We start from the raw sequence: 24,950 nt of genomic DNA on the forward strand, positions 1-24,950 counted from the left end.
ATTTCAATTCATAAAAAAAACGGAAATAACTTTAAAAGTTATTTCCGTTTTTTAGTTTTAAAAGAAAATCAATTATCTAGTGTAAACTGTAATAATACCAGTTGTTTTGTCTTTAATTTTCAATTCTTTGTTTGTAAGGTTCATAATATCACTAGTCGTAGTAACACCACCAATAGTAAGAGTTAAATCATTATGAGATCTTACATAAGTTCCTGTAGTTTCTACTAGGGCACAGTTACTTCCATCATAGTCACCGTAAACTGCTGCATTACTCAATCTAAGATCTAAATAATCTCTATTACATCCACTTGCGTTTTGTGGAGCGTCAACTAAGACCTCCTGTCCGTTAATAATTGTTCCTGTTTGACTAAGGTTGTATTTTCCTTGTAATGGAACAATTGTTTCTCCTTCGTTATCATCGCTGCTACAAGACGTTGCGAAAAAACCGATGCATAGCATCCCTAATAATATTGATCTAATTTTCATGGTAGATTTTTTGTTTAAAATTATACTGCTAAATTAAATGTATAATCCTACAGAAAATTCCATGATTTTACGAAAAATTTACATAAATCGCATTTTTAATTAAAAATTAGGCTTAAAAAATAATTATTCGCAAGGCTTCCCTTTTAAGTATTTTCCAACAATATATTGTGTAACAGGTCTTAATGCTCTATTAGTTACAGGATGTTTACCATTTCCGTTATCATTAAAAAAATCAATTCCATTTGGTGTTTTTGAATACCATACAAATGCATCTCCGTTTTCCATAAAACATCTAGTGGTGTCACAGGCTTTTAATTTTCTAAAATCTAAAAGATTTTCATCAAGTGGAATTATTTCATTTAAAACTACCTTATCTTTTGAAGAACAATCAACAACTTCATAATGATCTTCCGACCACTGCATACAATGTTTCTTGAAAAAAGCGAAATAAATTACCGCTCCTATCAAACAGAAAATAAGTATTGTTGCAACAGCTATTTTCTTTAGCCTATTCTTAAAGTTATGTATAAGCTTCTCTTTTACATTTACAAATAGATTAATTTTTATTGGTTTCGATTCAGGTTGAAAAACTTCGATTGTTTCACTTATTATGTTTTCTTCTTTTGGAGCATCTACATTTACTTCCTCTTCTACCCTTACTTCTTGTACTTTTGGTTTTACATCTTCAGTTTTTGTTTCCTCTGATACTTCTTTAGTATTATTAGTATTTCTTAGTTCGTTTATTAATTTCAAATCTTCTTCGTCAATTTGTTTTCTAAACTTAGCAAAAGGTCTGGGTTGAAAATCTACCAAAATAGCGGCAAGATCTACAACATCCATTTTTTCAGGATCAGTTTCTCCTTTAAAAAAAGTTTCAATTGGTCTAAACTGATTGGTTTGTTGTCTAAACTTGTTTTTTGTATTTAGATCAAAAGGAAGCCCCAGTAAAGAGTTTAAAGCGACTAAATCGTCTGAATGCATTTTGTTTCTTTCGAATATTTCCCAACAAAATTTATTAAGTCTCGCTCTTGTAGGAGGATTTAAATAGATAAAATCTTCACCGTCCTTTATTTCTTCATATTTATTTTTAACGGCAGTTTTATAATAATTTTCTAAAGTATTTTTATTCATAAGCATCATGTTTTTTTGGAACTTCAAGGAATACTGCGGAATACTACGGATTATAAAAAATTAAATCGGAATTCCCGGAATTCCGCATCAATACAGCTCTAAACCCCACATAACTTTGCCTCAACAAAATTAGTTAACGTTTTGATCTGCAGGTCAAAAACAAATGTACAAAACTAGTTAAGTCTACAAGTGCGGAAAACCGTAAAACGGAGTTTATCCGGGAAGTATAAATAAAATTTTATAGTTCTACGCACTTCACTTCCCAAACAAATTTGGTATTGCCATTTAAAAACCAACCTGGAAAAAATCCAGACAGCAATACCCATGTTTAATTTTTAAATCATAAAAAAGATGAAAACTTTATATTTATTGGGAGCGTGCGCGCTATTGTCAACTACATTATTTTCTTGCACTGCTGATGAATTTGAAACAGCTGCAAATAAAACTGAGATAAAAAATGATTCAATTCCAGTAAAAGGTGCGCAGGCAACTGGGCCAGACGACGATCCGGTTGTTGTGCCGCCACCGCCAAAAAAACCATAATTTAAAAACTGGTAATTTATAATAAATTACTATTTTCGGGGAAAGTAATATTTATGTTACGATCCCCGTTTTTTTATTTAATAATTCTTCTCTGCTTCCTTTCTTGTAAGGAAAAAACAATAGTGCCCGATAAAATTGATCCTAATCGGGACAATGCTTACAAACTACGAGATCTAGGTATTGAAAATTTTAAAAACAAAAACTATAATAGTGCTTTTTACAACTTTAATAAATCAAAAATAGAATTTGAAGTTTTAAAGGATAGTGCCAATATTGTTTACAATTTAATTCAAATGGCTTCTATCCAACAAATAAATGGGGACTATTATGGAAGTAAAGAGACATTAACAGAAGCACTACCCTACGTTAAAAAGAAAGACATTTACACCGTTTCTATTAATAACTTTTTTGGAATTGCAGATAAAGAACTTGCTATTTACAATGATGCCGTTTACTATTACAAGGAAGCTATTAAAGATGCTGACAATAACATTTCGAAATTTTCTCCTTTAAATAATATAGCCGTTGTTTATATTGAGCAGAAAAAATATCAAAATGCAATCGAAATTTTAGAATCGATTTTAGAAGAAAAACAAATTTCAAAAGAAAGTAAAGCTCGGGTTTTAGACAATCTTGGTTTTGCCTATTTTAAAATTGGCAATCCCGACAAAGGTCTTGCTTTAATGAATGAGGGACTGAAAATTAGAAATCAATCTCAAGATTTATATGCAATTATTGGAAGTAATCTTCATCTGGCAGATTTTTATTCCAAAACCAACATTTCCAAATCAAACGAATATGCTGCAAAAGCTTATGAAATAGCGACAAAACTTCATAGTATTGACGAACGTTTAAAAGCATTATCCTTTTTGATTTCGAATGACTCCGATAATCAAAACGATTATGCCAAAAAATTCATTTTTTTAAATGACAGCATCATCAAAATTCGAAATAATTTTAAGAACAAATTTGCCAAAATTAAATACGATTCTAAAAAAGAAAAAGAAGAAAACCAAAAGCTTCGTTTAGAAAAAGCAGAGAATTTAGTAGCTCTTAAAGATGCTGAAAACGAGAGAAACATATTTATTGCTTGTTTTGTCGTTTTTATATTCTTACTTGCTTATTTCAAAAAACAGTATGACACCCAAAATCGAATAAAAAACATTAAAACGGCTTATGATACCGAAACCAGAATTGCAAAAGATATTCACGACGGACTAGCCAATGATGTTTTTCACGCTATTACTTACACACAAACTCAGCCTTTAGCCAGCGAAAACAGCAAAGAAAACCTACTGCAAAAACTTGATCATATTTATACACGTGTACGAGGTATTTCCAGAGAAAACAATGATATTGATACGGGACCCAATTACCCGAATAATTTAAAAGAAATGCTTTCTACCTATAATAGCAGTAATACAAATGTTATTATTAATAATATCGAAAAAGTAAATTGGGATTCGCTAGAAGATTTAAAAAAGATTGCCATTCAACGTGTATTACATGAGCTCATGGTCAATATGAAAAAGCACAGTGAAGCTACATTAGTAGTTTTGAAATTTGACAACACCGAAAATAAATTATTAATCCAATACACTGATAACGGAAAAGGCTGTGAAAAATCGCAAATTATAAAAAATGGTTTGCAAAATATGGAAAACCGTATTTTAGCCATAAAAGGAACTATTACTTTTGAAACTGAGCCGGATAAAGGTTTTAAAGTAAAAATAACACTGCCTAAATAAAAGCCTATGTTTAAAAAAGTAATAATAGCTGAGGATTTTGAAGAATTCAATTTAGCTGTAAAACAAACTTTGAGTGATTTCAACATTGTCAATTTTCAACACGCAAAATATTGTGATGACGCTTTTCTAAAGATAAGAAGAGCCATTCAGGATAATGAACCATACGATTTATTAATTAGTGATCTTTCGTTTAAAAAAGATCATCGCGAAGTAAAAATCGGGAATGGCGACGAGCTAATTCAAAAAGTTCGCGAATTACAGCCTGATATTAAAATCATTGCGTATTCGATTGAAGATAAAAATGCTCGCATAAAATCACTTTTTGAAGATTCTGAAATTAATGCTTTTGTGCTAAAAGGCAGAAATAGTATCGAGGAGCTCAAAAAAGCGCTTACCATAATTTCGGCCTCCGATCAAAAATTCATTTCACCCGAAGTTGCTTCTGCGCTTCAGGAAAAAGGGAACTACGAAATAGACGATGTCGACATTAAAATTCTAAAATATTTATCCGACGGAACTTCTCAAGATGAAATCATCGAGATTTTTAAAAACAGTGATATAAAACCGAATAGCAAAAGTGCAATGGAAAAAAGATTAGCAAAACTAAAAGACTTTTTCAAAGCAAATAACACCGTTCATTTGGTTTCAATTACAAAAGATATGGGGATTATTTAAATCCTGCTTCATTATAATTCTAAAGCTCCTTCGGGAGCTTTTTTTATTGCCGTAATTTAAAAATTATGGATTATGGTTTTCCGTAATATACTGGTTTTGATTGGTTATACTTTTGGATTATTAATAACTTTAAATAATTCAAGAATGGGAAAGCATATTAAAAAGAAAAATGCAATCAGCGTATCTCTAACCGACTTTATAGATTTTGTAAATAAATCAGGAAACTCAAAAATGACAAAAGTTAAGCAAGTAAAATATCGAAATACCTATCATCCGGCATCAGATTTTTACAAAGCATTTCGAGAAGAAGTTATTGAAACACATAGAAATAATGGTGATAAAAAATCATTAGATAATTTACTTCACAAATTAACCGATTTAAAAAAGAAAGTTAATTATCCTACATCAATAGATGGATACAAAAAATTCTGGGGGAAGAAAAAAATTGCATGGTTTGATCCCCCATTTTATCATTGGCTGACTGGAGATCTTGATATAAAGATAAATCCTGAACTTGGTCTATCTTTTGATAATAAATCTTATATAATTAAACTATTCCTAAAAGCAGATAAAATTTCGAAAGACAAATTATCTCAGATTTTATCTTTGATGGAAAGTCAATTGCGAAAAGAAGCTGGAGATGAAGTAATTTTTGCAGTTTTAGATGTAAAAAACTCAAAACTATACGAAAATATAAAAGGAGACTATACATATCTACCATTATTAGAAGGAGAAGCAAAAAGCTTTGAATCTATTTGGAAGGCAATTTAGATTTTCATTATGATAATGAATGTATCTTGTTGTTTTCATTACTTTTAATGAAAATTTAAAATAATTAGTAAATGAACATTTTATATATTGATGCAAATATTTTTCTAGGATTCTACAATTCAAATAAACCAGAATTTAAAAAACTACTAAACTCTGTAATAGAAGTTAAACAGAAGATATTTTTTACTGAGCAATTTAAAAATGAAATTGATAGAAATAAACTAAATATTTTTAAGCACTCAATAGACAATTATATAAGACAAATATCAATTACAGATATATCTTTACCAGAACATCTAGATGAAGATGACTCATCTCCATTAAAATTTTGGAATATTTCAAGAAAAAAATTAGAAAAACAACTCAAACATTCTAATAATGAACTCATGAAAATTCTTAATGAAACACTATTAAATATTTCATCATCACAAGATAATGTGTCTAAATTATTATTCTCATTATATGAGAGAAGTGTAAAGCCTTCAGAAGATAATTTAATTAAAGCAAGATATCGAAAAGAAATTGGCAATCCTCCTGGAAAAAGGAATGATCCTCTTGGCGACCAATTATCATGGGAAATGCTTTTAGACATTATACCAAAAATTACTAATTTATGGATTATTTCTAAAGATCAGGATTACTACACTGAAAATAAGGATGTATTATACTTAAACCCTGTTTTAAAAAATGATCTTATTCGTTTAAACCCTAATATCAACATAAAAGTTTTTAATAAACTATCCGAAGCATTAAGAGATTTCAACAATAAAGAATTGATTACATCAATTCCTAGTAAAAATGATTTAGATCGTATTTCGTTATCTGAATCACATATTGAAAATATCGACGATATTGATTTAAAAATTATAAATTATTTATCTCAAGGATATGGAATATTTGAAATGAATAAGATTCTAGCAATTAAGCACCTATCCTTATCACAAATTGAAAAAAGAATAAATAATCTAAAAAATATTTTCAACGCAAATAACACAATTCATTTGGTTTCTATTACAAAAGATATGGGGATTATTTAAATCCTGTTTCATTATAATTCTAAAGCTCCTTCGGGAGCTTTTTTTATTGCCGTAATTTAAAAATTATGGATTATGGTTTTCCGTAATATACTGGTTTTGATTGGGTATACTTTTGAATTGTTAAATCAATAAAAATTAAAATTATGAAAAAAACTATTTTACACATTATTACATTATTTATTATTCTAGTGCTATTTTCTTGTAAAAAAAATACAGATACAAATACACTAGTAACAATAGATACGGCAGCAGTGAAAATTGACACAATTACACAAACAGTAAGTAACAATTGGGAATATAGACAATCAATTGATAAAATGACTTCAAGGCCAACCAAATTCGCACAGATAAAATCCAATGAGAGCTTAGATTTAAATTTTCCATATGAAGGAGCAAATTATGGCCAACTAACATTAAGAAATAAAGATGGTTTAAATATATACTTAGGTATTGATAAAGGACAAATAAGTGGAGGATATGAGAACAATTTTATTACTGTTCGTTTTGACGAAGAAAAACCTATAAAATTTAGCTATAGTGAACCTCAAGATGGCAGCAGTAATTTTATTTTTATTGATAATGAAGTAAAATTTCTGTCAAAATTAAAAAAATCTAAGAAAACACTTATTTCATTGCCTTTGTATCATGAAGGAAATCAAATACTTGAATTTAATACAATGGATTTAAAATGGTAATTTTTATAAATAATAAATTATAAACGAATCACTCATGAAAAAAATCATCCTTTTTTTTATTACAATTATAATATTTGGTTGTGCAAATAATAGTGAATTATTTAAGCAAACAGATTCATTTGTAGAGTCTTTACAAACTCAATATGATAGCTATGGAATTTTTGGTGGTGAAAAATATTCTAAAACTACTAGTGATGGATTATATACTATTTCACCAATCGGTCGCTTAATAAATGTAAAAATACAAAAGATTGCAAGTTCTGAAGAATATGAAGATTTAAAGAAAGATCTTGAGGATCATTACCAAGATGATTCAAGGGTTAATAGCGTGTACATTTGCCAGGCAGGTACTATTATGATTGATTGTAGAAACTAAAGTCTAAAAAAATTATTAAATAAAGAGGAACTTTACTGTCCTCTTTTTTCCATTTAAATACTTTTCAGAAAAAAAACTTCTTTTTAAAAATCTACACCATTACGGATTTCCATAAAATACTGGTTTTTATTGGTTTTACATTTGAATAATAATTTAAACTACAAACCGATGGAAATGAATATTCAACTAAAATCTTTAGCCGATAAAATAAATCAGCTGAAAAGTAAAATCGAAACTGAAGAATCAACCAAACATGCTTTTGTACTGCCATTTATCCATATTTTGGGTTATGATGCTTTTAATCCGCTTGAAGTGGTTCCTGAATTTACAGCAGATCTTGGCTTAAAAAAAGGAGAGAAAGTCGATTATGCTATTTTCCAAAATGGAGAACCTATTATAATCGTCGAGTGTAAAAGCTGGAAAGAAAAACTTACGGTTCATAATTCGCAGTTATTTCGATACTTCCATGTTACAAAAACCCGATTTGCGCTTTTAACAAACGGAATCAATTATCAGTTTTTTACTGATTTAGATGATCAAAACAAAATGGATGAAAAACCATTTTTAGAATTTGACATCTGCAATTTAAAAGAAAACACAATAAACGAAATTGCTAAATTTCATAAAGCCAATTTTGATGTCAATAATATTGTAAGCAATGCCAGTTCATTAAAATACATTAAAGAAATTAAGAAACTGATAAATGCAGAATTAGAAAGTCCGTCCAACGATTTTACAAAAGTTTTTGCCAGTAAAATATATACAGGAAGATTAACTGAGAAAGTTGTTGATGAATTTAAAGATTTAGTTCAAAAATCGGTTAGTCAATTTATTAATGATAAAATTAATGACCGCCTTAATGCAGCTTTAACTAAAGAAACTATAAAACAGCAAGATGAAGAAATTATTATTGTTGAAGATGATAGTAAAATTGTCACCACCGAAGAAGAACTGGATGGCTATCGCATAGTAGTTGCAATTTTACGCAGAAAATTACCAATTAGAAGAATTGTTTATCGTGACACTCAATCGTATTTTGGAATTTTATTAGACGATAATAATCGTAAACCTTTGTGCAGGTTACACCTAAATGGAGGGAAAAAGTATTTAAGCTTATTCAACGATAATAAAACAGAATCTAAAGTTTCTATTACAACCATTGATGATATTTATCAATTTGAAAAAGAACTTCTTGAAACTGTAAATATTTATGAAACTGAATAAATCAGGTGAAAGTACTTATTTACTAGAAGGTAATTCTAGTTAGATTTAAACCCTAACCAAATACCACAAAGCCTATGCTGAAAAACTACCTCATCTTACTTTTATTATTTACATTTTATTCCTGCAAAAAAGCCTCTGCTCCCCCTCCACCGCAAATAAATTCATTTTATAAAACGGTAATTACAGCAGATGATCGTAAAACAATTACGCCAGACGAAGCCAAAACGTATCATGTCAATACAATTTATAAATACGAATACCGAACGGGTAATCCTGGAAATTATAAATACAATTATGATGTAAAAGGAATTAATGTCAACGGTGATTCCGTTTTTGGAAATATAAATGTTCAGGGAAAATACGGCGCTGGAATTTTAATAAGCGACACTGTTACAGAAACTGAAATTAATACCGAATGGATATCATACGGAAAATTAAAAGCTATTGATAAAAAAGGAAATCAGTACGATTTAATTGTCAAATAAAAACAAACAAATGAAATATACCTTACTCTTACTTTTTATTTTTTTAACCTCTTTTCATCCGCCAGAAACTAATGTCTTTATCTGCGGGCCGACTGGTGCAAAAAAATATCATTTCAATGAAAATTGTCGAGGTTTAAGTTCCTGCAGTCATGGAGTGGTCAAAAAAACGCTTAAACAGGCACAAGGTCTTGGATTGACACTTTGTGGATGGGAAGATTAATTATCTTTCCATTTTTTTATTTAATTATTTGATAATAATCACTTTACAATAAATTCACATTAGTTTTATTAATTTGATATAAAACTAATCGTTATGAAATTCTTTAACCTAAAATTCCTGGTATCATTCAAAGAATGGCTTTTTTTAAGAGCTATGCAATCTTCTTTCCTTCATTAATAAATCATTTAAAAATAAAGGAAAGTACCATTGAATGAATAAAGTTGAAAACTCATTTTTGAACAAAAACCAATTTGGTGAAGATTTCTTGTGGGGTGTTTCTACCGCCGCTTTCCAAATTGAAGGAGCACATGATTCTGACGGAAAAGGTTCTTCTATCTGGGACGTTTTTACTTCTCAAAAAGGGAAAATAAAAAACGGACATCATGCCCTAACCGCCTGCGATTTTTATAACTCTTATCAAGATGATATTAATCTGATTAAGGAATTAAATATTCCGAATTTTAGGTTTTCGATCAGCTGGCCGCGAATTATGCCAACTGGAATTCATCCTGTAAATCAAGCTGGAATAGATTACTACAATAAAATTATCGATTCGTTACTTGCATCTGGAATCGAACCGTGGATTACACTTTACCACTGGGATTTACCGCACGCTCTCGAAGTAAAAGGAGGCTGGACAAACCGCGAATCGGTTTCTTGGTTTTCAGAATATGTTGAAGTGTGCGCGCAGTATTTTGGCGATCGCGTTAAAAACTGGATGGTAATTAACGAGCCTTCGGTTTTTACCGGAGCGGGTTATTTTTTAGGAATTCACGCACCAGGAAAAAAAGGAATTACCAATTACCTAAAAGCGATGCATCACGTTACTTTGGCAACGGCTGCAGGAGCGAAGACCTTACGAAATAGAGTTCCTGATGCGAACATCGGAACTACATTTTCATGCACCCATATTGAACCTGCAACGGAAAGTTCTAAAGATATCGAAGCCGCAAAACGTGTCGATACTTTACTAAACAGAACTTTTATAGAACCTATCTTAGGATTAGGATATCCGCAGAAAGATCTTCCTGTGCTAAAAAAACTCAACAATTATATTCTTGAAGACGATTTAAACAATCTCGATTTCGATTTTGATTTCATCGGGCTACAATGTTATACTCGAGAAGTCGTAAAATCAGCCATGTTGATTCCGTATATTGGTGCCGAATTGGTCAGCGCCGAGAAAAGAAATGTGATTTCGACCGAAATGGGCTGGGAAGTTTATCCACCCGCTTTGTATCATATCTTGAAGAAATTCAACGAGTACGAAGGAATTAGAAAAATTATTATTACTGAAAACGGCGCCGCTTTTCCAGATACAGTTACAAACGGAAAAGTATTTGATATCAAACGAACACATTACATTCAAGATCATTTAGAACAGATTTTAAAAGCTAAAAGTGAAGGTTTGAATGTTGAAGGTTACTTTGTGTGGAGTTTAACGGATAACTTTGAATGGGCTGAAGGTTACAATGCCAGATTCGGATTAATTCACGTTGATTTCGAAACACAAAAACGAACTATTAAAAACTCAGGTTTATGGTTTAAAGATTTTTTATCTTAACCCCTATCTTAAAAAACACAAAAGCCTTTCGCAATTAAACTGTGAAAGGCTTTTTTTGATTTAAATATGATCGAATTGATCAACGCAATCTATATTTATAATTTTGTTTTAAAATTCCGATATGAATCTTACCATTCTGTTTTAAGTGAGCCGTTACAAGAATATATTTTTCCTCAGGGTAATTTATATCATAGCTAAAGGTTGTGTCTTTTACTTTTATTTGAAGCAGGTGTTTTCCATCATCAGATACTGCTAATGACGCTGTCTCATAAGTAGGCATTGCATCTGATGCTTTTAAATTGATGTCTTTAACTTTCTGCTTATCAAGAAGCACTTCCAGCTTTAAGTTATCAAGTTTCATATTTGTGGGCTGTTCAAACGAGACAACATATTTTTTACAACCGAATGTGCAAAAAACAATTAATAGTATAAGAAGCTTTTTCATAAAAGATATTTTTTAAATGATAATTACTAGAATTAAATCTATTGTAATGTTTTATAAATATAAATAATTTTATCACAATTCAGTTATAAGAAAAAGGCAAGTTTAAGTGTCTCAAAAATTCATAATTGACGACGAAAAAAGTCAAGAAAAAAACATGATTTTGAGTAAAAAAAATCGGTATTTTATTGATAATCATTAGGTTTATCGGTATTTTTTTCTTATCTTTAAGGTATAAATAACAGATAATATATGCCAAAAAACAAACTCTTTCAACGCCTTAATTATTCCCTTAAAAATTATTTTTTTTATCTCTTTTCGCATTTTATTTTTAAAAATGCTTTCCAACTTCATTTAGAAATTTTGTTTTCTAATCTTTTTTCTGCACCAAGCATAAAAGTGCAGAATATACCGAAGCGACCGCTTCACTTTCTTTCTTAATTATTTTAGAATTGACAATTTAAAAGATTTCCTCTTTAGGATATTCTTTCGACTCCTCATTTTCATTTCCCAAAAACCAAACGTAATTCTATGATTTATTTCTTGTTTTGCAACGATTTTACTTGTTCAACTATCAATCTCAATTTATTGATTTCTTCAATACTCTATTTTCTATCTTTTTTTAATCATTCAAGGCAACTTTTTCAGGACTTTTTGCATCTATTATAATATAGGTCAGATTGGTTTTATATTGAAATAACATGTTCTAACGGACCTAAATTACTATGCCTTGTATTTTGATTTAAGGAATTCTCGGGAATCTCTGGGAAATGCGGGAATTCTGGGAATACCTTATCTACAGTGGCCTACAAACGCCTTTACTTTGCCATAGAAATTAGTTCAAGTTTTGTCTGCAGACTAAAACAAATGTATAAACTAGTTCTAATTAGCAGTGTGGAAAAACCGTAAGATCGAGTCTATTCGGGAAGTATAAATAACATCTTACAGTCCTACACGCTCTACTTCCCAAAATCAATTTGGTATTGTCATAAATAGACTCTGGATAATTCTGGACAGCAATACCTATGTCTAATTTCTAAATTAAATTAAAATGAAAAAACTAATACTGTTTATCGCTTTTGCGTTAATATTCACGATATTTTCTTGTACTCCTGATGAATACGAGACTCAAACAGAAAAGAAAATTGAAAAGGTTACTAAACCTTTACAAGCTGGTGATGCAGATCCTGATGGTCCTGGTGATGGAAAAAATAATCCACCAATCAAACCATAACTAAAAATATATTTTTAGTATCTAATTAATTACTATTTTCGGGGAAAGTAAATTTATATGTTACGGTCCCCGTTTTTTTATTTTATTCTCTTTCTTTTTATTTTTTCCTGTCAAGAAAAAAAAAGCATTCATTCTAACATTGAATTTATTGAAAAAGAGGCTCTAAACTTACGAGATAAAGCGGATAAAAATTACGAAAAACAAAACTTCAATACTGCTTTTTACGAGTTTAATAAATCAAAAGTGATTTTTGAGACATTAAAAGATAGTATAAATATCGGATACGTACTTATTCAAATGGCATCTATCCAGCAAGTAAACGGGGATTACTACGGAAGTAAAGAGACTGTAACCGAAGCATTACCATATGTTGAAAAAAACAAACCATATATAGCTGCTATCAATAACATACTAGGCATTGCTGATAAAGAACTTTCTCTTTATAATGATGCTATACTTTATTATAAAAAATCAGCAGATGACTATACAGATATTATTGAAAAACAAACTCCACTAAACAATATTGCAGCAGTCTACATCCAACAAAAAAGATATCATGACGCGATTACCCTTTTAGAATCTCTTTTAAGCAAAAAATTATTACATGAAAGTGCTCAAGCTTATAAAAAATCTTTAATTTTAGATAACTTAGGTTATGCTTATTTTAAAAATGGACTTGATATTAAAGGATTCCATCTAATGAATGAAGCACTAGATTTAAGAATACAAATTAAAGAAACTTACGGAAGCATCGAAAGTTATCTACATCTTGCGGATTACTATTCTAAAAAAAACCTTCAAAAATCAGATGAAAATGCTCTTGCTGCTTACAATATTGCCACAAAACTAAACAGCGTTGACGAAAGACTCGAAGCGCTTCAAATTCTAATTTCTAATAATCACAGTGCTCAAGACACCAAATATGTGCAAAAATATTTTACACTAAACGACAGTATTATTAAGATTAGAAATAACTTCAAAAATAAGTTTGCTAAAATTAAATACGATTCTAAAAAAGAAAAAGATGAAAACGAAAAACTTCGTCTAGAAAAAGCAGAAAACTTATTATTTCTTCAAAGAGCTAAATACATGCGAATTGTATTTGTTATTGTTTTTGTTTTTTTAGTGATTCTAATAGCAATTTTAATTCGTTATTATAAAAATAAAAACAAGGCTATAGAATTTAAAACTTCGTACAATACCGAAACTAGAATTGCTAAAAAAATCCACGACGAATTGGCAAATGATGTATTTCATGTAATTGCTTTTGCCGAATCTCAACCCTTATCTCAAGAAAATACTAAAGAAAATCTATTACAAAAACTAGATGATATCTACGGGCGCGTGAGAGGAATTTCAAAAGAAAACAATAAAATTGATACCGGGGTAGATTTTACCAGAAGTATAAAAGAAATGCTTTCTACTTATAATACCAGAGAAAGGAATATCATGGTTACTAATTTAGAAAGTGTAAACTGGGAAACTATAGATGATGTAAAAAAGATCGCTATCAGCCGAATTTTACAGGAATTGATGGTCAATATGAAAAAACACAGTGAGGCAAACCTTGTGGTAATAAAATTTGACAGTGACCCAAAATCAGTCTTAATAAACTATACCGATAATGGTAAAGGCTGTGAAAAAACTAAGATGATAAAAAATGGTCTCCAAAACATGGAAAGCCGCATTCAGGCTGTTAAAGGAACTATAGATTTTGATACAGAACCGGGTAAAGGTTTTAAAGCAAAGATTTCAATGCCAAAATAAATTAAAATTAGAAATGTAAATAGATTCAAATTTACTTTAAAGAAAAAGGCCTTTCAGAATTTTACTTCCAAAAGGCCTTTTTTCTACAAATTAATTGGCAATATTATTTCCAACCGCCGCCTAAGTCTCTATAAACATGGACAGCAGCATTCAATTGTTCTTTTTTAGTATCAACCAATTCTAGTTTTGCTTCTAATGCATCTCTTTGTGTCATCAAAACTTCGAAATAATCAACTCTTGCAGATTTAAATAAATCGTTAGAAACGTCAATAGAAGTATTTAAAGCTTCTACTTGTTTCGATTTAAGATCATATCCTTTTTGAAGATTATCAATTTTAGACAATTGATTTGAAACTTCTAAATAAGCGTTTAAAACAGTACGATCGTAATTATATAATGCTTGAAGTTGTCTTGCATTTGCACTTGCAAACTCCGCTTTAATTGCATTTCTATTAATCAATGGTGCAACAAGATCTCCCGCTAAAGAATATAAAAGAGATTCGGGCATTGTAAGCAAATAAGATGGTTTAAAAGCTTGTACACCTATTGCAGCAGAAATATCCAAAGATGGATAAAACTCAGCACGCGCTACTTTTACATCTAATTTTGCAGCTACTAACTCCAATTCTGCTTGTTTCACATCTGGGCGATTAGCTAATAATTGAGATGGAATTCCAGAACTTACAGCAGCTGGAAGCAAACTTAAGAAATTAGTATTGCTTGTTCTTTTAATCTCCTGTGGATATCTTCCCAATAAAAAGTTGATTTTGTTTTCAGCTTCTTTTATCTGCTGCAAAATATCAAACTCCATACTCTGTGAAGTTAAAACCTCTGCTTCAAACTTCTTAACTCCTAGTTCTGTTGCTCTTGCAGCCTGCTTCTGAACTTTTACAATTTCTAAAGCGTTAGTCTGCAATTTGATCGTTTGTTTTACAATATCCAACTGATTGTCTAAAGCTATTAATTCATAATAAGAATCTGCAACTTCTGCAATAAGGTTTGTAATAACAAAGTTTCTACCTTCAACAGTAGCTAAATATCTGTTTAAAGCTGCTTTTTTAGAATTACGAAGTTTTTTCCAGATATCTACTTCCCAATTTGCATAAGCAGAAATCGTAAAATCTCCCAGCGGATCTGGTGTTTCTACACCTGGTTTAATTTCTGTTGTAGCATCACCGGCACCCTGGCTGGTATATCTACCTACTTTTTCTATTCCAGCGCCGGCGCGAACACCAACTGTTGGTAATAAAAGTCCTTTTCTTACTCGAATGTCATTCTTAGCGATTTCAATTTCTTGTAAAGTGATATTCAGCTCCTGATTATTTTTCAGGGCAATATCAATTAAATCAATAAGATTTTGATCTTTAAAGTAATCTTTCCAATTTAAAGCTGCCGTATTATTGTTTGCATCCTGAGCTTGAGCCGTTGTACCAAATGACTCAGGAACTGGTGTGCTTGTGGTAATTGCTGCCTCAGGTGCAGGGGCTTTACACCCTGCAACCGTAAGACATATTCCTAATGCAATACCATATTGATATGATTTGAATTTATACATGATTGTTATCAATTTCTTCTGTTAATGGATTTTCTTCTTCATGTTTTACTAGTTTGTGTTTCTCAGCAATCTTAGCGAATATGAAATACAATCCAGGAATCACGAATACACCACAAATAGTTCCTATAAGCATACCTCCTGCAGCTGCTGTACCAATAGTTCTGTTACCAATTTTACCTGGACCAGTTGCAAAAGCAAGCGGTAATAAACCTGCAATAAAGGCAAACGAAGTCATCAAGATTGGACGGAACCTTGCTTTAGCTCCTTCCATTGATGCTTGTAAAACTGATAATCCTGCTGCGTGTCGCTGAATCGCAAACTCTACAATTAATACCGCATTTTTACCCAATAAACCAATAAGCATTACCATTGCAACCTGAGCATAAATGTTGTTTTCTAATCCTGTTAATTTTAACAGAAGGAAAGCTCCAAAAATACCCGCTGGCAAAGAAAGAATTACCGATAATGGAAGGATAAAACTTTCGTATTGAGCAGCTAATACTAAGTAAACGAATCCTAAACAGATCAAGAATACCCAAATTGCCTGATTTCCCTGAGCTACCTCATCGGCAGAAATACCTGCCCAGTCAATGTCATATCCTCTTGGTAATTTTTCGGCCGCAATTTTCTGAATAACTTTAATCGCTGTACCAGAACTATAACCCGCAGCTGGTGAACCACTGATTTGTGTTGAGGTATACATATTATGACGTGTAATTTCAGAAAGACCATACACTTTTTCTAGTTTCATAAAAGCAGAAAAAGGTACCATTTCATCACGATCATTTTTTACATACAATTTTAAGATATCATCTGGCTGTGCACGATATTCTGGCGAAGCCTGAACGATTACTTTATAGTTGATACCAAATTTGATAAAACTGATTTCGTAGTTACTTCCCACAAGAGTTGACAAAGTATTCATGGCATTTTCGATAGAAACACCTTTTTGCTGTGCCAAATCATTGTCGACTTTCATCATGTATTGAGGGAAACTAGAACTGTAAAAACTAAATACGTTTGATAATTCCGGTTGTTTATTCAATTCAGCAACAAAATCGTTATTTACTTGTTCCATTCTCTTATAATCAACAGAACCTGTTTTATCTAACAAACGAAGCTCAAATCCTCCGGCAGCACCATATCCTGGTACAGCAGGCGGTTGGAAAAATTCGATATTCGCTCCTGTAATATCTTTACATTTTTCCTCCATTTCATGCATAATCTCCACAACAGATTCTTTTCTGTCACTCCAATCTTTCAAGTTCACCAAACAAGTACCAGAGTTGGCTCCTGTACCTTCAGACAAAATCTCATAACCTGCTAAAGAAGAAACAGATTTTACTCCATCAATATCTTCGGCAATTTTTTGAACTCTCTCTGCAATATTATTAGTTCTTTCTAAAGACGAACCTGGAGGAGTCTGAATTACGGCATAAAACATTCCCTGGTCCTCATTCGGAATAAATCCTGAAGGAACAGAACTGCTTATCAACCATGTTCCAGCACAGAAACCTAAAAGTGCCACAATAGTAACCACTCTTCTGTCAACAATTTTACCTAATAGATTTTGATATTTACCTTGCGCTAAATTGAATTTATCGTTAAATGCATCTATAAATCTATTTGCAGGGGTTTTCTTTTTAGGCTGACCATGATTGTTTTTTAACATCATCGCACAAAGTGCCGGTGTCAATGTCAAAGCCACAATACCAGAAAGGATAATCGCAGTTGCCATAGTTACAGAGAACTGTCTGTAAAATACTCCAACAGGACCAGACATAAAAGCAACAGGAATGAATACCGCGGCCATTAAGAATGTAATTGCTATAATTGCTCCTGCAATCTCGTGCATGGCTTTTTTGGTTGCTTTAAATGGAGAAAGATGTTCTTCTTCCATTTTGGCGTGAACGGCCTCGATAACTACAATCGCATCATCGACGACGACTCCAATTGCCAATACCAAAGCAAATAATGTAATCAAGTTCAACGAAATATCGAAGAATGTCATGAACACAAAAGTTCCTACCAACGATACTGGTACCGCAATTGCAGGAATAACTGTCGAACGCCAGTCTCCTAAGAAAAGGAAAACTACCAAACCTACCAGAATAAATGCTTCAACCAAAGTATGGATTACTTTTTCGATAGAAGCATCAAGGAATTTAGAAACGTCATACGAAATTTCATAATCCATTCCTTTAGGAAATCTTTGCTTGATTTTTTCAAGTTTAGCTTTAACTTCTTCAATAACCTGATTCGCATTACTTCCAAAAGATTGTTTCAATACAATAGCTGCAGATGGTCTTCCATTCAAATTAGAATAGATATCGTACATCGAGCTTCCAAATTCTACTTTAGCAACATCTTTTAATCTCAAAAGCTCTCCGTTTGGATTTGCTTTTACTACAATATTCTCGTATTGCTCTTTTGTTGTAAAACGTCCAGAATATTTCAATACATATTCAAATGCCTGAGAACGTTTACCAGAGCTTTCTCCTGTTTTACCTGGGGAAGCCTCCAAACTCTGACTGGATAATGCTTCCATTACCTCATCAGCAGAAATTTTATAAGCCAGCATACGGTCTGGTTTCAGCCAGATACGCATTGCATATTCACGAGTTCCTAAGATATCTCCAGAACCAATACCATTTACCCTTTTCAATTCTGAAAGAACGTTGATATCGGCATAGTTATACAAGAACTTCATGTCGGTATTTTTGTCTGTACTGTAAAGGTTCACGTACATCAACATACTTGGTACTTCTCGTGTAATTTTGATACCTTCTCTAATTACTAATGGAGGTAATTTATTAGTAACCGAAGCCACACGGTTCTGAACGTTAATAGCTGCCTGATTCGGATCTGTTCCTAAGTTAAACACCACTTTAATTGTAGCTTCACCATCATTTCCTGCGTCAGAAGCCATATATTTCATTCCTGGAACTCCATTTAAGGCTCTTTCTAAAGGGATAACAACAGCTTTTACCATCAATTCACCGTTAGATCCCGGGTAATCTGCGGTAACGTTCACCATTGGCGGTGAAATGGTAGGGAATTGTGTAATTGGTAAATTCAATACAGACAAAATCCCTAAAAAGACAATTATCAACGATATCACTATCGACAATACTGGTCTTTGAATAAATTTATTAAACATTTTTATTTTTTTTAATGATTAAACTAAAAGGAAATCAATAAGTTACTTGCAAATATTAGTACTTTCAAAATAAACTGAATACTTAAAACTGCGACTGAACACTAATTTACTCTGCTTTTAAGCGCAGGTTATTGATAACCTTTTTAGGAGATTCAAATTCGTATTTAATTTTATCATTCTCTTTTACTTTCTGAACACCTTCAAGTAAAATTTTATCATTTTCATTAAGTCCGCTTTTGATCACATATAAATCAGGGATTTCACCTGTAATAGTGATTTCTCTAGAGCTTACCTTATCATTTTTATCCACAACAAAAACATATTTTTTATCCTGAATTTCGTAAGTCGCTTTTTGCGGAATTACAATTGCATTCTTAAGAGGAACCAGCATTTGTACTTGTCCTGTTTCACCGTTTCTAAGTAATTTACCAGAATTTGGGAATCTTGCTCTAAAAGCAATATTTCCTGTTTCGTTGTTAAACTCACTTTCGATAACTTCAACATTTCCTTTTTCTTTAAAAATGTCTCCGTTAGCCAAAACTAAATTCACTTTATTATCTGCACGATCTTTTACATTTGTTTCATAGCTGATATATTCTGGCTCCGAAACATTGAAATAGGCAAACATCTGACTGTTGTCTGAAAGACTTGTCAGTAATTCGCCTTCATCAATTAAACTTCCTAATTTTAATGGAATTCTATCGATTGTTCCATCAAATGGAGCTCTGATTTCTGTAAATGATAAGTGAAGTTTTGCAAGAGCAACTTCAGCTTTTGCAGACTGCAATTTTGCCTGAGCTACACTTAATTCGTTTTTAGAAACGATATTTTTATCTGCCAATAGTTTTGAATTTTGTAATTCAATTTCTACTGATTTTTGTTCTGCCTGAGCTTTAAGCAATTCAGACTGATACATGTTTGGCATAATTTTAAACAACAGCTGTCCTTTTTTTACAAACTGTCCTTCATCAACATAAATGTTTTGTAAAAACCCTTTTTCCTGGGCGCGGATTTCAATGTTTCGTACAGATTTAATCTGCGAAACATATTCTTTTGTAAATGAAGTGTCAAGTTTTACGGGATTAGTTACTGTAAACTTTTCCGCTTCTTCTTTTTCTTCTTTTTTTGCTGTACAACTGGTTAAGCACACCGCGGCCATAAAGCCCGCGAACAAGATGATTCTTTTCATGATTTTTAAATGGAAATTAAGCGATTGAATGCTTGGAATACAAAGATTCCTTAAAGATGGATAAAACATCAGTAAGCCTTGGTCTGACCTTAATTGTCATATAAGCGGAAGTAAGAGAAAAATATACAGCAGCAAGATATGCAGGATCGCAACTTAGGCAACCAATGTATATTTTAAAATCAAATTCTTAATACTCTCTGAGTAATATATATAGGATTTGAATGCCCTAAGTTAGGCGTAGAAATTTTTAAACGATTGGAATCATTTGCAGCAGATTGATCTGACAAAGCCAGATACAAGTCGTCTACTAAACTGTAAGACGATGCAAAAAATTTATTCGTAAGTCCATCAACATCATCATTTCCTAGAAATTCCTCTTCAATATCAATATCTGCGGCATCTTCAATAGTTGAAGATCCACGATCTTGATTAGTGAATTTAACTCGGTGTTTCTTTTCAAGATTATGGTGCTGAGGTAAGCCAAAAGTATTAGCATTAAGATATTGGCCTCCGCCGAACAGAAGCATATTCATGAATACTAAAAATACTATTAACTTTCTCATTTGGGTGCGAAAGTAATAAAAGATTGGAATAAAAAAAATAAAATAAGAAAGTCTTAACATGTAATCGTAAACGAAAACGTTTTCACTTTAAAATAAAATCAAAATGAATATATTTAGACAACAAAAACACAGTCAAAACACTACAAACCAATCACTTAAAAGACGATCTGCATAATTACAAATTCCTGTCCTGCCTTTGTGAAAAGCTCTCCAGTATCAACCATACCGAATTTTTCATAAAATTGTTTTTTTTCTGCCCTTGCATTGCACCAAACTTTTTTTATTTCCTTTTCTCTCGCTGCCGTAAAAATGTGGTTCAATAATGCCGATGCAATTCCTCTGCCTTGATATTCGGCTAAAGTGGCTAATTTTCGAAACTGCATCTCTTCTCCCGTAATAAAACAAGACACTATTGAAAGTAATTTATCATTCTCATAAGCACCATAATGCAATCCTAAATTATCTTCTTCGAGCTGCACAAATTCAAAAGGCTGGTCTGGCCACATCACCTCATGTCTGATCTGCCACGTATCGGATGCATTTATTGTTTTAATTTCCATTTTAATCCATTAGAAGTTGACCAAAAGTAATGCATTTTATCATGAATTTGAAAAATCAAAAAAGAGCTGAATGCTAGTATTCTTTCAAAAATTAAACGAAAATAAATCAGACAAATCGTTCAATTTAAACCAATTATCATTATTTTTATAGTACCAACATCAAATATCTTCCGTTATGAAAAATTTCTTTTTAGCAGCTTTTTTATGTATCTGTGTCAACGGATTTGCGCAATTAATACAAATCGGACCTCAGATTTCAACTAATATAACTTCTGTAAATGCAAAAAATTTTAGTTCAGATCACACCAACACAGGAATTGGTTTTGCGGCATTTGCCCGAGTAAATCTTTTACTTTTTTATGGTCAGGGCGAATTTGGTTATTCGAAATCAAATTTCAGTGTTTATCAAGATGGCATTGGTGAAACCGAATTTAAACTAGCTGGGACAGACGCTTCGTTAATTGCCGGGTACAAGCTTGTACCACTGGGTAAAGTTGGAAATGTGAGGCTTTTTGTTGGGTATAACTGGAAAAATTATTCGGATATTAGTAAAAATAATAACCTCAATTCTATAGCATTAGAAAAGAACAATCATAGTATAATTGGCGGAGTTGGAGTTGATGTATGGAAATTGACTTTTGACGTAAGATATCTTGCTGGTTTAACCGATATCGATTCTTCTGATGGTGAAATTAAAACAGGAATTACAAATTTTTCGCTTGGCTTTAAATTCTTGTAAAAAATAAAAGGGAATCAATTGATTCCCTTTCTATTATATCTTAACGTAGTAACTTTCCAAGTTATCCTCATCTATTTTTTCGATACCTTCTTCTGTTTTAACAGCTACGTTGATTACATGCAATACATTTGATTTTTCGTTAATACTGCAATTCCAAATCGTTCCGTCTGAAAGTATGATTTCTGAATATAATGATACGGTATTCTTCTGATCATTATAAACTAAATTCTCAGTTTTTAGAATTTTCTTTTGTTTGGTTTTTCTATCAATTTCGAAAAACAAAATTTCATTTTCATTAATTTCAAGAAATTCATCAAAATCAGTCTGATTATCGGCACCAGCAGATGTAGTTGCCCAAACTGGATGACTTCCAGTTTTCTTCCAAGTTCCTATTGCATGGTCTAAGATATTTTTTCTTAAAACATCACGTAAGGTGTCCACTTTTTTAATAGCTTCTTCCGCTATTTCATTGTCAGGTTTAATTTTTGCGGCTAAAGAAAATAAATCAATAGCTTTTGCAAAATCAGCTTTTTTATAATACGAAAGGGCTAATTCGTATTTATTCTTTTGAAATGTGGTTTTTTGATCATTCTGCCCGAAAAACTGACAAGTCTTCAACAAAACAATTAGAATAAAGGTCTTTTTCATTAAATTAGTAGGTTTATTTTTTTGCAAACCTAATTTATTTTAAAGAAACTTTCTTACACTTTCTATTTTTTTTTCATTGTCTTAAATAATTCAATAATAAAAAACGCCTCTTTTCTATTGAAGAGAGGCGTTGTGGTATATTTAAAAAACGTTTAATTATTTGATCTGCAAAATGTTATTTTCTGGAGTGGCATCCATAAAAATACCTCCGTCAAGTTGTACCTGCTTAATTTTTTTTGTGCTTTTTAAAATAATTTTAGCTGTTTTTTGATTCTTTTCCCAAACTGAAGGAGTCTGATGCAATACTGCTTTTGAATTATCCGCATAAGTAATAATTGCATCAAAAGGAATAGCAAAACCTCCAATGTTTTCTACTGTAATTATTTTATTATCCGAAGAAATATTCTTTACTGCAATATCAAGATAATTATTAGTGAAGAACCAATTGTTGAAGAACCAGTTTAGATTTTTCCCTGTTGCAGTATTAAATGAATTAAAATAATCCCACGGAATAGGGTGTTTTCCATTCCAAGTATCCATATAAGCGTGCAACGCCTTTTTGAACAATTCATCGCCCAGCATATCTTTTAAAGCTAAATATGAAAGTGATGCTTTTCCATAAGAGTTATTTCCGTAACCTGCTCCAGAAACTTGTGTAGACATTGAAATTATCGGCTGATCTTCTTCCGTAGATCGATCATTTATGTATCCTTTTACTCTAAAGTCCTGATAAAATTTGTCTGCTGCTTCTTTACCATGTTCTGCAATTCCAATTAAATATTCAAAAGTTGTTGCCCAGCCTTCGTCCATAAAAGCATAGCGTGTTTCGTTGATTCCCATATAAAATGGAAAATAAGTATGTGCAACTTCATGGTCCTGTACCAATTGTGCAAAAACAGGATCTCCCATTTGCGAATCGTTACACATCATTGGGTATTCCATATCTGCGAAACCTTGAAAGGCTGTCATTTTAGAAAACGGATATGGAACTCCAGGCCAGTTATTTGAAAACCAATCTAAAGCATATTGATTGTTTTTTACTGAATTTACAAAATCTGTTCCTTTAATATCATAAGCTGCCTGAACACTTGCGCGGCGATTGGTTTTTTTATCCACTACAACACTGCTGGCATCCCATAAGTAATGATCGCTTAATCCAAAAGTTACATCTGAAATATTTTTGGCTTCAAACTTCCAAACATTCCAATCGTACTGCTTGGTTACAATACCGCTTTTCATTTCTTGTTCATTGGCAATATGCAGAATTTGATCTGTCGTGTAGGATTTTTTTAATCGAGCGGCAAATTCTGGCTGTAAAACCTCATCTGGATTTAGTAAATCTCCAGTTGCGTAGACTACATAGTTTTTTGGAGCTTTTACAGAGAAAACGTAATCATTAAAATCGTTGTAAAATTCTTGGCGGTCTGTATGTGGTAACCTATCCCAGCCATTATAATCGTCATAAACCGAAACACGTGGATAGCTGTAGGCTACAAAAAATGTAGTTTCGTCAATCTGTCCTTCTCTTCCGCTTTCTTTAGACAAAGGATAATTCCATTGAATATTTAGGATGGTTTTTGAATGTGGCAAAATTGCCTTTTTCAATTTTACATTTCCAACTGTTCCCCAGTTTCTTGCATCTTCTTTGTAAACTTCATTTTCTATTTTTAATGAAGTGATAGTCAAGCCGTCGCTTAAAAAATCGTCGCTTACAGAGCTTCCGCGAGGTGCAGATGGCTTATGAAGGTTGTTTACAAAACGAATAGCCAAGTTTTTTAAAGTGTCTTTACTATTGTTCTCGTAAATAATTGTTTCTGTTCCGCTTACAATTTTAGTTTTCGGATCAACCGAAATCTCCATATTGTATTTTCCGTGATTCTGCCAATAGTTTTTTCCTGGTTTTCCGTCTTTAGAACGTGTTCCTTCTGCATAAGCTTTTTTTATGTTTCTTGGCATATAAAGCTCTTGGGCAAAGCTGTTTTGGGCAAAAAAGATAAATGCTATTACTGCAAATTGCAATATTTTCTTTTCCATAAGTTATTCTTAGGTCTTTTAAATTAATTTTTGATAACAGATTAGTGGTGTCTTTTCTGCGAATGTTACAAATTTAACTATTAATTGTTAATGGTGAAATGTGA

24 protein-coding genes are annotated in these 24,950 nt (G+C 31.7%); 14 read left to right on the forward strand and 10 right to left on the reverse strand.

What is annotated here, in order from left to right:
• Positions 1–72 precede the first annotated feature (72 nt).
• The gene (locus QMG60_RS21260) at positions 73–486 is read right to left on the reverse strand and encodes a lipocalin family protein (protein WP_281866336.1); all 414 of its coding nucleotides are present in this window, start codon (positions 484–486) and stop codon (positions 73–75) included.
• 123 nt (positions 487–609) lie between these two features.
• Entirely contained in the window at positions 610–1,617 is a 1,008-nt protein-coding gene (locus tag QMG60_RS21265) for a hypothetical protein (RefSeq protein WP_281866337.1), read from the reverse strand.
• A gap of 351 nt (positions 1,618–1,968) precedes the next feature.
• On the opposite strand from QMG60_RS21265, the gene QMG60_RS21270 reads away from it, so the two are divergent.
• The 11 genes from QMG60_RS21270 to QMG60_RS21320 all read left to right on the forward strand — a co-directional run bounded on the left by QMG60_RS21270 (position 1,969) and on the right by QMG60_RS21320 (position 10,955).
• Complete coding sequence (locus tag QMG60_RS21270; protein WP_281866338.1) at positions 1,969–2,160, forward strand: hypothetical protein; 192 nt, start codon at positions 1,969–1,971, stop codon at positions 2,158–2,160.
• A gap of 122 nt (positions 2,161–2,282) precedes the next feature.
• Positions 2,283–3,908, forward strand: a complete 1,626-nt coding sequence (locus tag QMG60_RS21275) for a tetratricopeptide repeat protein (protein ID WP_348773902.1) — start codon at positions 2,283–2,285, stop codon at positions 3,906–3,908.
• Positions 3,909–3,914: 6 nt separating this feature from the next.
• Positions 3,915–4,583: a response regulator gene (locus QMG60_RS21280; protein WP_281866340.1), complete on the forward strand. Its 669-nt coding sequence runs from the start codon at positions 3,915–3,917 to the stop codon at positions 4,581–4,583.
• A 72-nt stretch (positions 4,584–4,655) separates the two neighbouring features.
• Positions 4,656–5,354: a hypothetical protein gene (locus QMG60_RS21285; RefSeq protein WP_281866341.1), complete on the forward strand. Its 699-nt coding sequence runs from the start codon at positions 4,656–4,658 to the stop codon at positions 5,352–5,354.
• Between the two features lie 71 nt (positions 5,355–5,425).
• Positions 5,426–6,391 carry a PIN-like domain-containing protein gene (locus tag QMG60_RS21290; RefSeq protein WP_281866342.1) on the forward strand — a complete coding sequence of 322 codons (966 nt, stop codon included), beginning with the start codon at positions 5,426–5,428 and terminating at the stop codon, positions 6,389–6,391.
• A gap of 143 nt (positions 6,392–6,534) precedes the next feature.
• Entirely contained in the window at positions 6,535–7,086 is a 552-nt protein-coding gene (locus tag QMG60_RS21295) for a hypothetical protein (protein WP_281866343.1), read from the forward strand.
• Between the two features lie 34 nt (positions 7,087–7,120).
• A complete protein-coding gene (locus QMG60_RS21300) occupies positions 7,121–7,462 on the forward strand; it encodes a hypothetical protein (protein WP_281866344.1) in 342 nt (113 codons plus the stop codon).
• Positions 7,463–7,630: 168 nt separating this feature from the next.
• Positions 7,631–8,686 (forward strand): type I restriction endonuclease, encoded by a 1,056-nt coding sequence (locus tag QMG60_RS21305; protein ID WP_281866345.1) that lies wholly within the window; start codon positions 7,631–7,633, stop codon positions 8,684–8,686.
• A 74-nt stretch (positions 8,687–8,760) separates the two neighbouring features.
• Positions 8,761–9,171, forward strand: coding sequence for a hypothetical protein (locus QMG60_RS21310; protein WP_281866346.1), 411 nt, complete (start codon positions 8,761–8,763; stop codon positions 9,169–9,171).
• A gap of 10 nt (positions 9,172–9,181) precedes the next feature.
• The gene (locus QMG60_RS21315; RefSeq protein WP_281866347.1) at positions 9,182–9,391 is read left to right on the forward strand and encodes a hypothetical protein; all 210 of its coding nucleotides are present in this window, start codon (positions 9,182–9,184) and stop codon (positions 9,389–9,391) included.
• A 211-nt stretch (positions 9,392–9,602) separates the two neighbouring features.
• Positions 9,603–10,955 carry a GH1 family beta-glucosidase gene (locus tag QMG60_RS21320; protein WP_281866348.1) on the forward strand — a complete coding sequence of 451 codons (1,353 nt, stop codon included), beginning with the start codon at positions 9,603–9,605 and terminating at the stop codon, positions 10,953–10,955.
• 79 nt (positions 10,956–11,034) lie between these two features.
• Here the strand turns inward: QMG60_RS21320 and QMG60_RS21325 are convergent, their stop codons facing one another.
• Entirely contained in the window at positions 11,035–11,400 is a 366-nt protein-coding gene (locus tag QMG60_RS21325) for a hypothetical protein (RefSeq protein WP_281866349.1), read from the reverse strand.
• A 1,048-nt stretch (positions 11,401–12,448) separates the two neighbouring features.
• Between QMG60_RS21325 and QMG60_RS21330 the strand changes: the two genes are divergently transcribed.
• Entirely contained in the window at positions 12,449–12,631 is a 183-nt protein-coding gene (locus tag QMG60_RS21330) for a hypothetical protein (protein ID WP_281866350.1), read from the forward strand.
• 243 nt (positions 12,632–12,874) lie between these two features.
• Positions 12,875–14,398, forward strand: a complete 1,524-nt coding sequence (locus QMG60_RS21335) for an ATP-binding protein (protein ID WP_348773903.1) — start codon at positions 12,875–12,877, stop codon at positions 14,396–14,398.
• A 103-nt stretch (positions 14,399–14,501) separates the two neighbouring features.
• Here the strand turns inward: QMG60_RS21335 and QMG60_RS21340 are convergent, their stop codons facing one another.
• From QMG60_RS21340 to QMG60_RS21360, 5 genes are all read right to left on the reverse strand, one after another.
• Entirely contained in the window at positions 14,502–15,953 is a 1,452-nt protein-coding gene (locus QMG60_RS21340; RefSeq protein ID WP_057116767.1) for a TolC family protein, read from the reverse strand.
• Entirely contained in the window at positions 15,946–19,113 is a 3,168-nt protein-coding gene (locus QMG60_RS21345; protein ID WP_057116768.1) for an efflux RND transporter permease subunit, read from the reverse strand. The genes QMG60_RS21340 and QMG60_RS21345 overlap by 8 nt, the downstream gene beginning before the upstream one ends.
• Before the next feature lie 106 nt (positions 19,114–19,219).
• The gene (locus tag QMG60_RS21350) at positions 19,220–20,302 is read right to left on the reverse strand and encodes an efflux RND transporter periplasmic adaptor subunit (protein WP_057116769.1); all 1,083 of its coding nucleotides are present in this window, start codon (positions 20,300–20,302) and stop codon (positions 19,220–19,222) included.
• Between the two features lie 179 nt (positions 20,303–20,481).
• Entirely contained in the window at positions 20,482–20,865 is a 384-nt protein-coding gene (locus QMG60_RS21355; RefSeq protein WP_134139873.1) for a hypothetical protein, read from the reverse strand.
• A gap of 155 nt (positions 20,866–21,020) precedes the next feature.
• Positions 21,021–21,425, reverse strand: a complete 405-nt coding sequence (locus tag QMG60_RS21360) for a GNAT family N-acetyltransferase (protein WP_281866352.1) — start codon at positions 21,423–21,425, stop codon at positions 21,021–21,023.
• 175 nt (positions 21,426–21,600) lie between these two features.
• Here QMG60_RS21360 and QMG60_RS21365 point away from each other — a divergent pair, with 175 nt between their 5' ends.
• A complete protein-coding gene (locus tag QMG60_RS21365; protein ID WP_057116771.1) occupies positions 21,601–22,164 on the forward strand; it encodes an outer membrane beta-barrel protein in 564 nt (187 codons plus the stop codon).
• 33 nt (positions 22,165–22,197) lie between these two features.
• Here QMG60_RS21365 and QMG60_RS21370 read toward each other — a convergent pair whose 3' ends face one another.
• Positions 22,198–22,812, reverse strand: coding sequence for a tetratricopeptide repeat protein (locus QMG60_RS21370; protein WP_281866353.1), 615 nt, complete (start codon positions 22,810–22,812; stop codon positions 22,198–22,200).
• A 156-nt stretch (positions 22,813–22,968) separates the two neighbouring features.
• Positions 22,969–24,846, reverse strand: a complete 1,878-nt coding sequence (locus QMG60_RS21375; protein WP_281866354.1) for a M1 family metallopeptidase — start codon at positions 24,844–24,846, stop codon at positions 22,969–22,971.
• Positions 24,847–24,950: the final 104 nt, after the last annotated feature.

Origin of the sequence: Flavobacterium sp. GSB-24 (assembly GCF_027924665.1) — a bacterium.
Classification (GTDB): domain Bacteria; phylum Bacteroidota; class Bacteroidia; order Flavobacteriales; family Flavobacteriaceae; genus Flavobacterium.

What these genes read in the sequence shown, in the direction of transcription:
- QMG60_RS21260 (WP_281866336.1), bottom strand. Translation starts at nt 486, where the DNA reads ATGAAAATTAGATCAATATTATTAGGGATGCTATGCATCGGTTTTTTC.
- QMG60_RS21265 (WP_281866337.1), bottom strand. Translation starts at nt 1,617, where the DNA reads ATGAATAAAAATACTTTAGAAAATTATTATAAAACTGCCGTTAAAAAT.
- QMG60_RS21270 (WP_281866338.1), top strand. Translation starts at nt 1,969, where the DNA reads ATGAAAACTTTATATTTATTGGGAGCGTGCGCGCTATTGTCAACTACA.
- QMG60_RS21280 (WP_281866340.1), top strand. Translation starts at nt 3,915, where the DNA reads ATGTTTAAAAAAGTAATAATAGCTGAGGATTTTGAAGAATTCAATTTA.
- QMG60_RS21285 (WP_281866341.1), top strand. Translation starts at nt 4,656, where the DNA reads ATGGTTTTCCGTAATATACTGGTTTTGATTGGTTATACTTTTGGATTA.
- QMG60_RS21290 (WP_281866342.1), top strand. Translation starts at nt 5,426, where the DNA reads ATGAACATTTTATATATTGATGCAAATATTTTTCTAGGATTCTACAAT.
- QMG60_RS21295 (WP_281866343.1), top strand. Translation starts at nt 6,535, where the DNA reads ATGAAAAAAACTATTTTACACATTATTACATTATTTATTATTCTAGTG.
- QMG60_RS21300 (WP_281866344.1), top strand. Translation starts at nt 7,121, where the DNA reads ATGAAAAAAATCATCCTTTTTTTTATTACAATTATAATATTTGGTTGT.
- QMG60_RS21305 (WP_281866345.1), top strand. Translation starts at nt 7,631, where the DNA reads ATGGAAATGAATATTCAACTAAAATCTTTAGCCGATAAAATAAATCAG.
- QMG60_RS21310 (WP_281866346.1), top strand. Translation starts at nt 8,761, where the DNA reads ATGCTGAAAAACTACCTCATCTTACTTTTATTATTTACATTTTATTCC.
- QMG60_RS21315 (WP_281866347.1), top strand. Translation starts at nt 9,182, where the DNA reads ATGAAATATACCTTACTCTTACTTTTTATTTTTTTAACCTCTTTTCAT.
- QMG60_RS21320 (WP_281866348.1), top strand. Translation starts at nt 9,603, where the DNA reads ATGAATAAAGTTGAAAACTCATTTTTGAACAAAAACCAATTTGGTGAA.
- QMG60_RS21325 (WP_281866349.1), bottom strand. Translation starts at nt 11,400, where the DNA reads ATGAAAAAGCTTCTTATACTATTAATTGTTTTTTGCACATTCGGTTGT.
- QMG60_RS21330 (WP_281866350.1), top strand. Translation starts at nt 12,449, where the DNA reads ATGAAAAAACTAATACTGTTTATCGCTTTTGCGTTAATATTCACGATA.
- QMG60_RS21340 (WP_057116767.1), bottom strand. Translation starts at nt 15,953, where the DNA reads ATGTATAAATTCAAATCATATCAATATGGTATTGCATTAGGAATATGT.
- QMG60_RS21345 (WP_057116768.1), bottom strand. Translation starts at nt 19,113, where the DNA reads ATGTTTAATAAATTTATTCAAAGACCAGTATTGTCGATAGTGATATCG.
- QMG60_RS21350 (WP_057116769.1), bottom strand. Translation starts at nt 20,302, where the DNA reads ATGAAAAGAATCATCTTGTTCGCGGGCTTTATGGCCGCGGTGTGCTTA.
- QMG60_RS21355 (WP_134139873.1), bottom strand. Translation starts at nt 20,865, where the DNA reads ATGAGAAAGTTAATAGTATTTTTAGTATTCATGAATATGCTTCTGTTC.
- QMG60_RS21360 (WP_281866352.1), bottom strand. Translation starts at nt 21,425, where the DNA reads ATGGAAATTAAAACAATAAATGCATCCGATACGTGGCAGATCAGACAT.
- QMG60_RS21365 (WP_057116771.1), top strand. Translation starts at nt 21,601, where the DNA reads ATGAAAAATTTCTTTTTAGCAGCTTTTTTATGTATCTGTGTCAACGGA.
- QMG60_RS21370 (WP_281866353.1), bottom strand. Translation starts at nt 22,812, where the DNA reads ATGAAAAAGACCTTTATTCTAATTGTTTTGTTGAAGACTTGTCAGTTT.
- QMG60_RS21375 (WP_281866354.1), bottom strand. Translation starts at nt 24,846, where the DNA reads ATGGAAAAGAAAATATTGCAATTTGCAGTAATAGCATTTATCTTTTTT.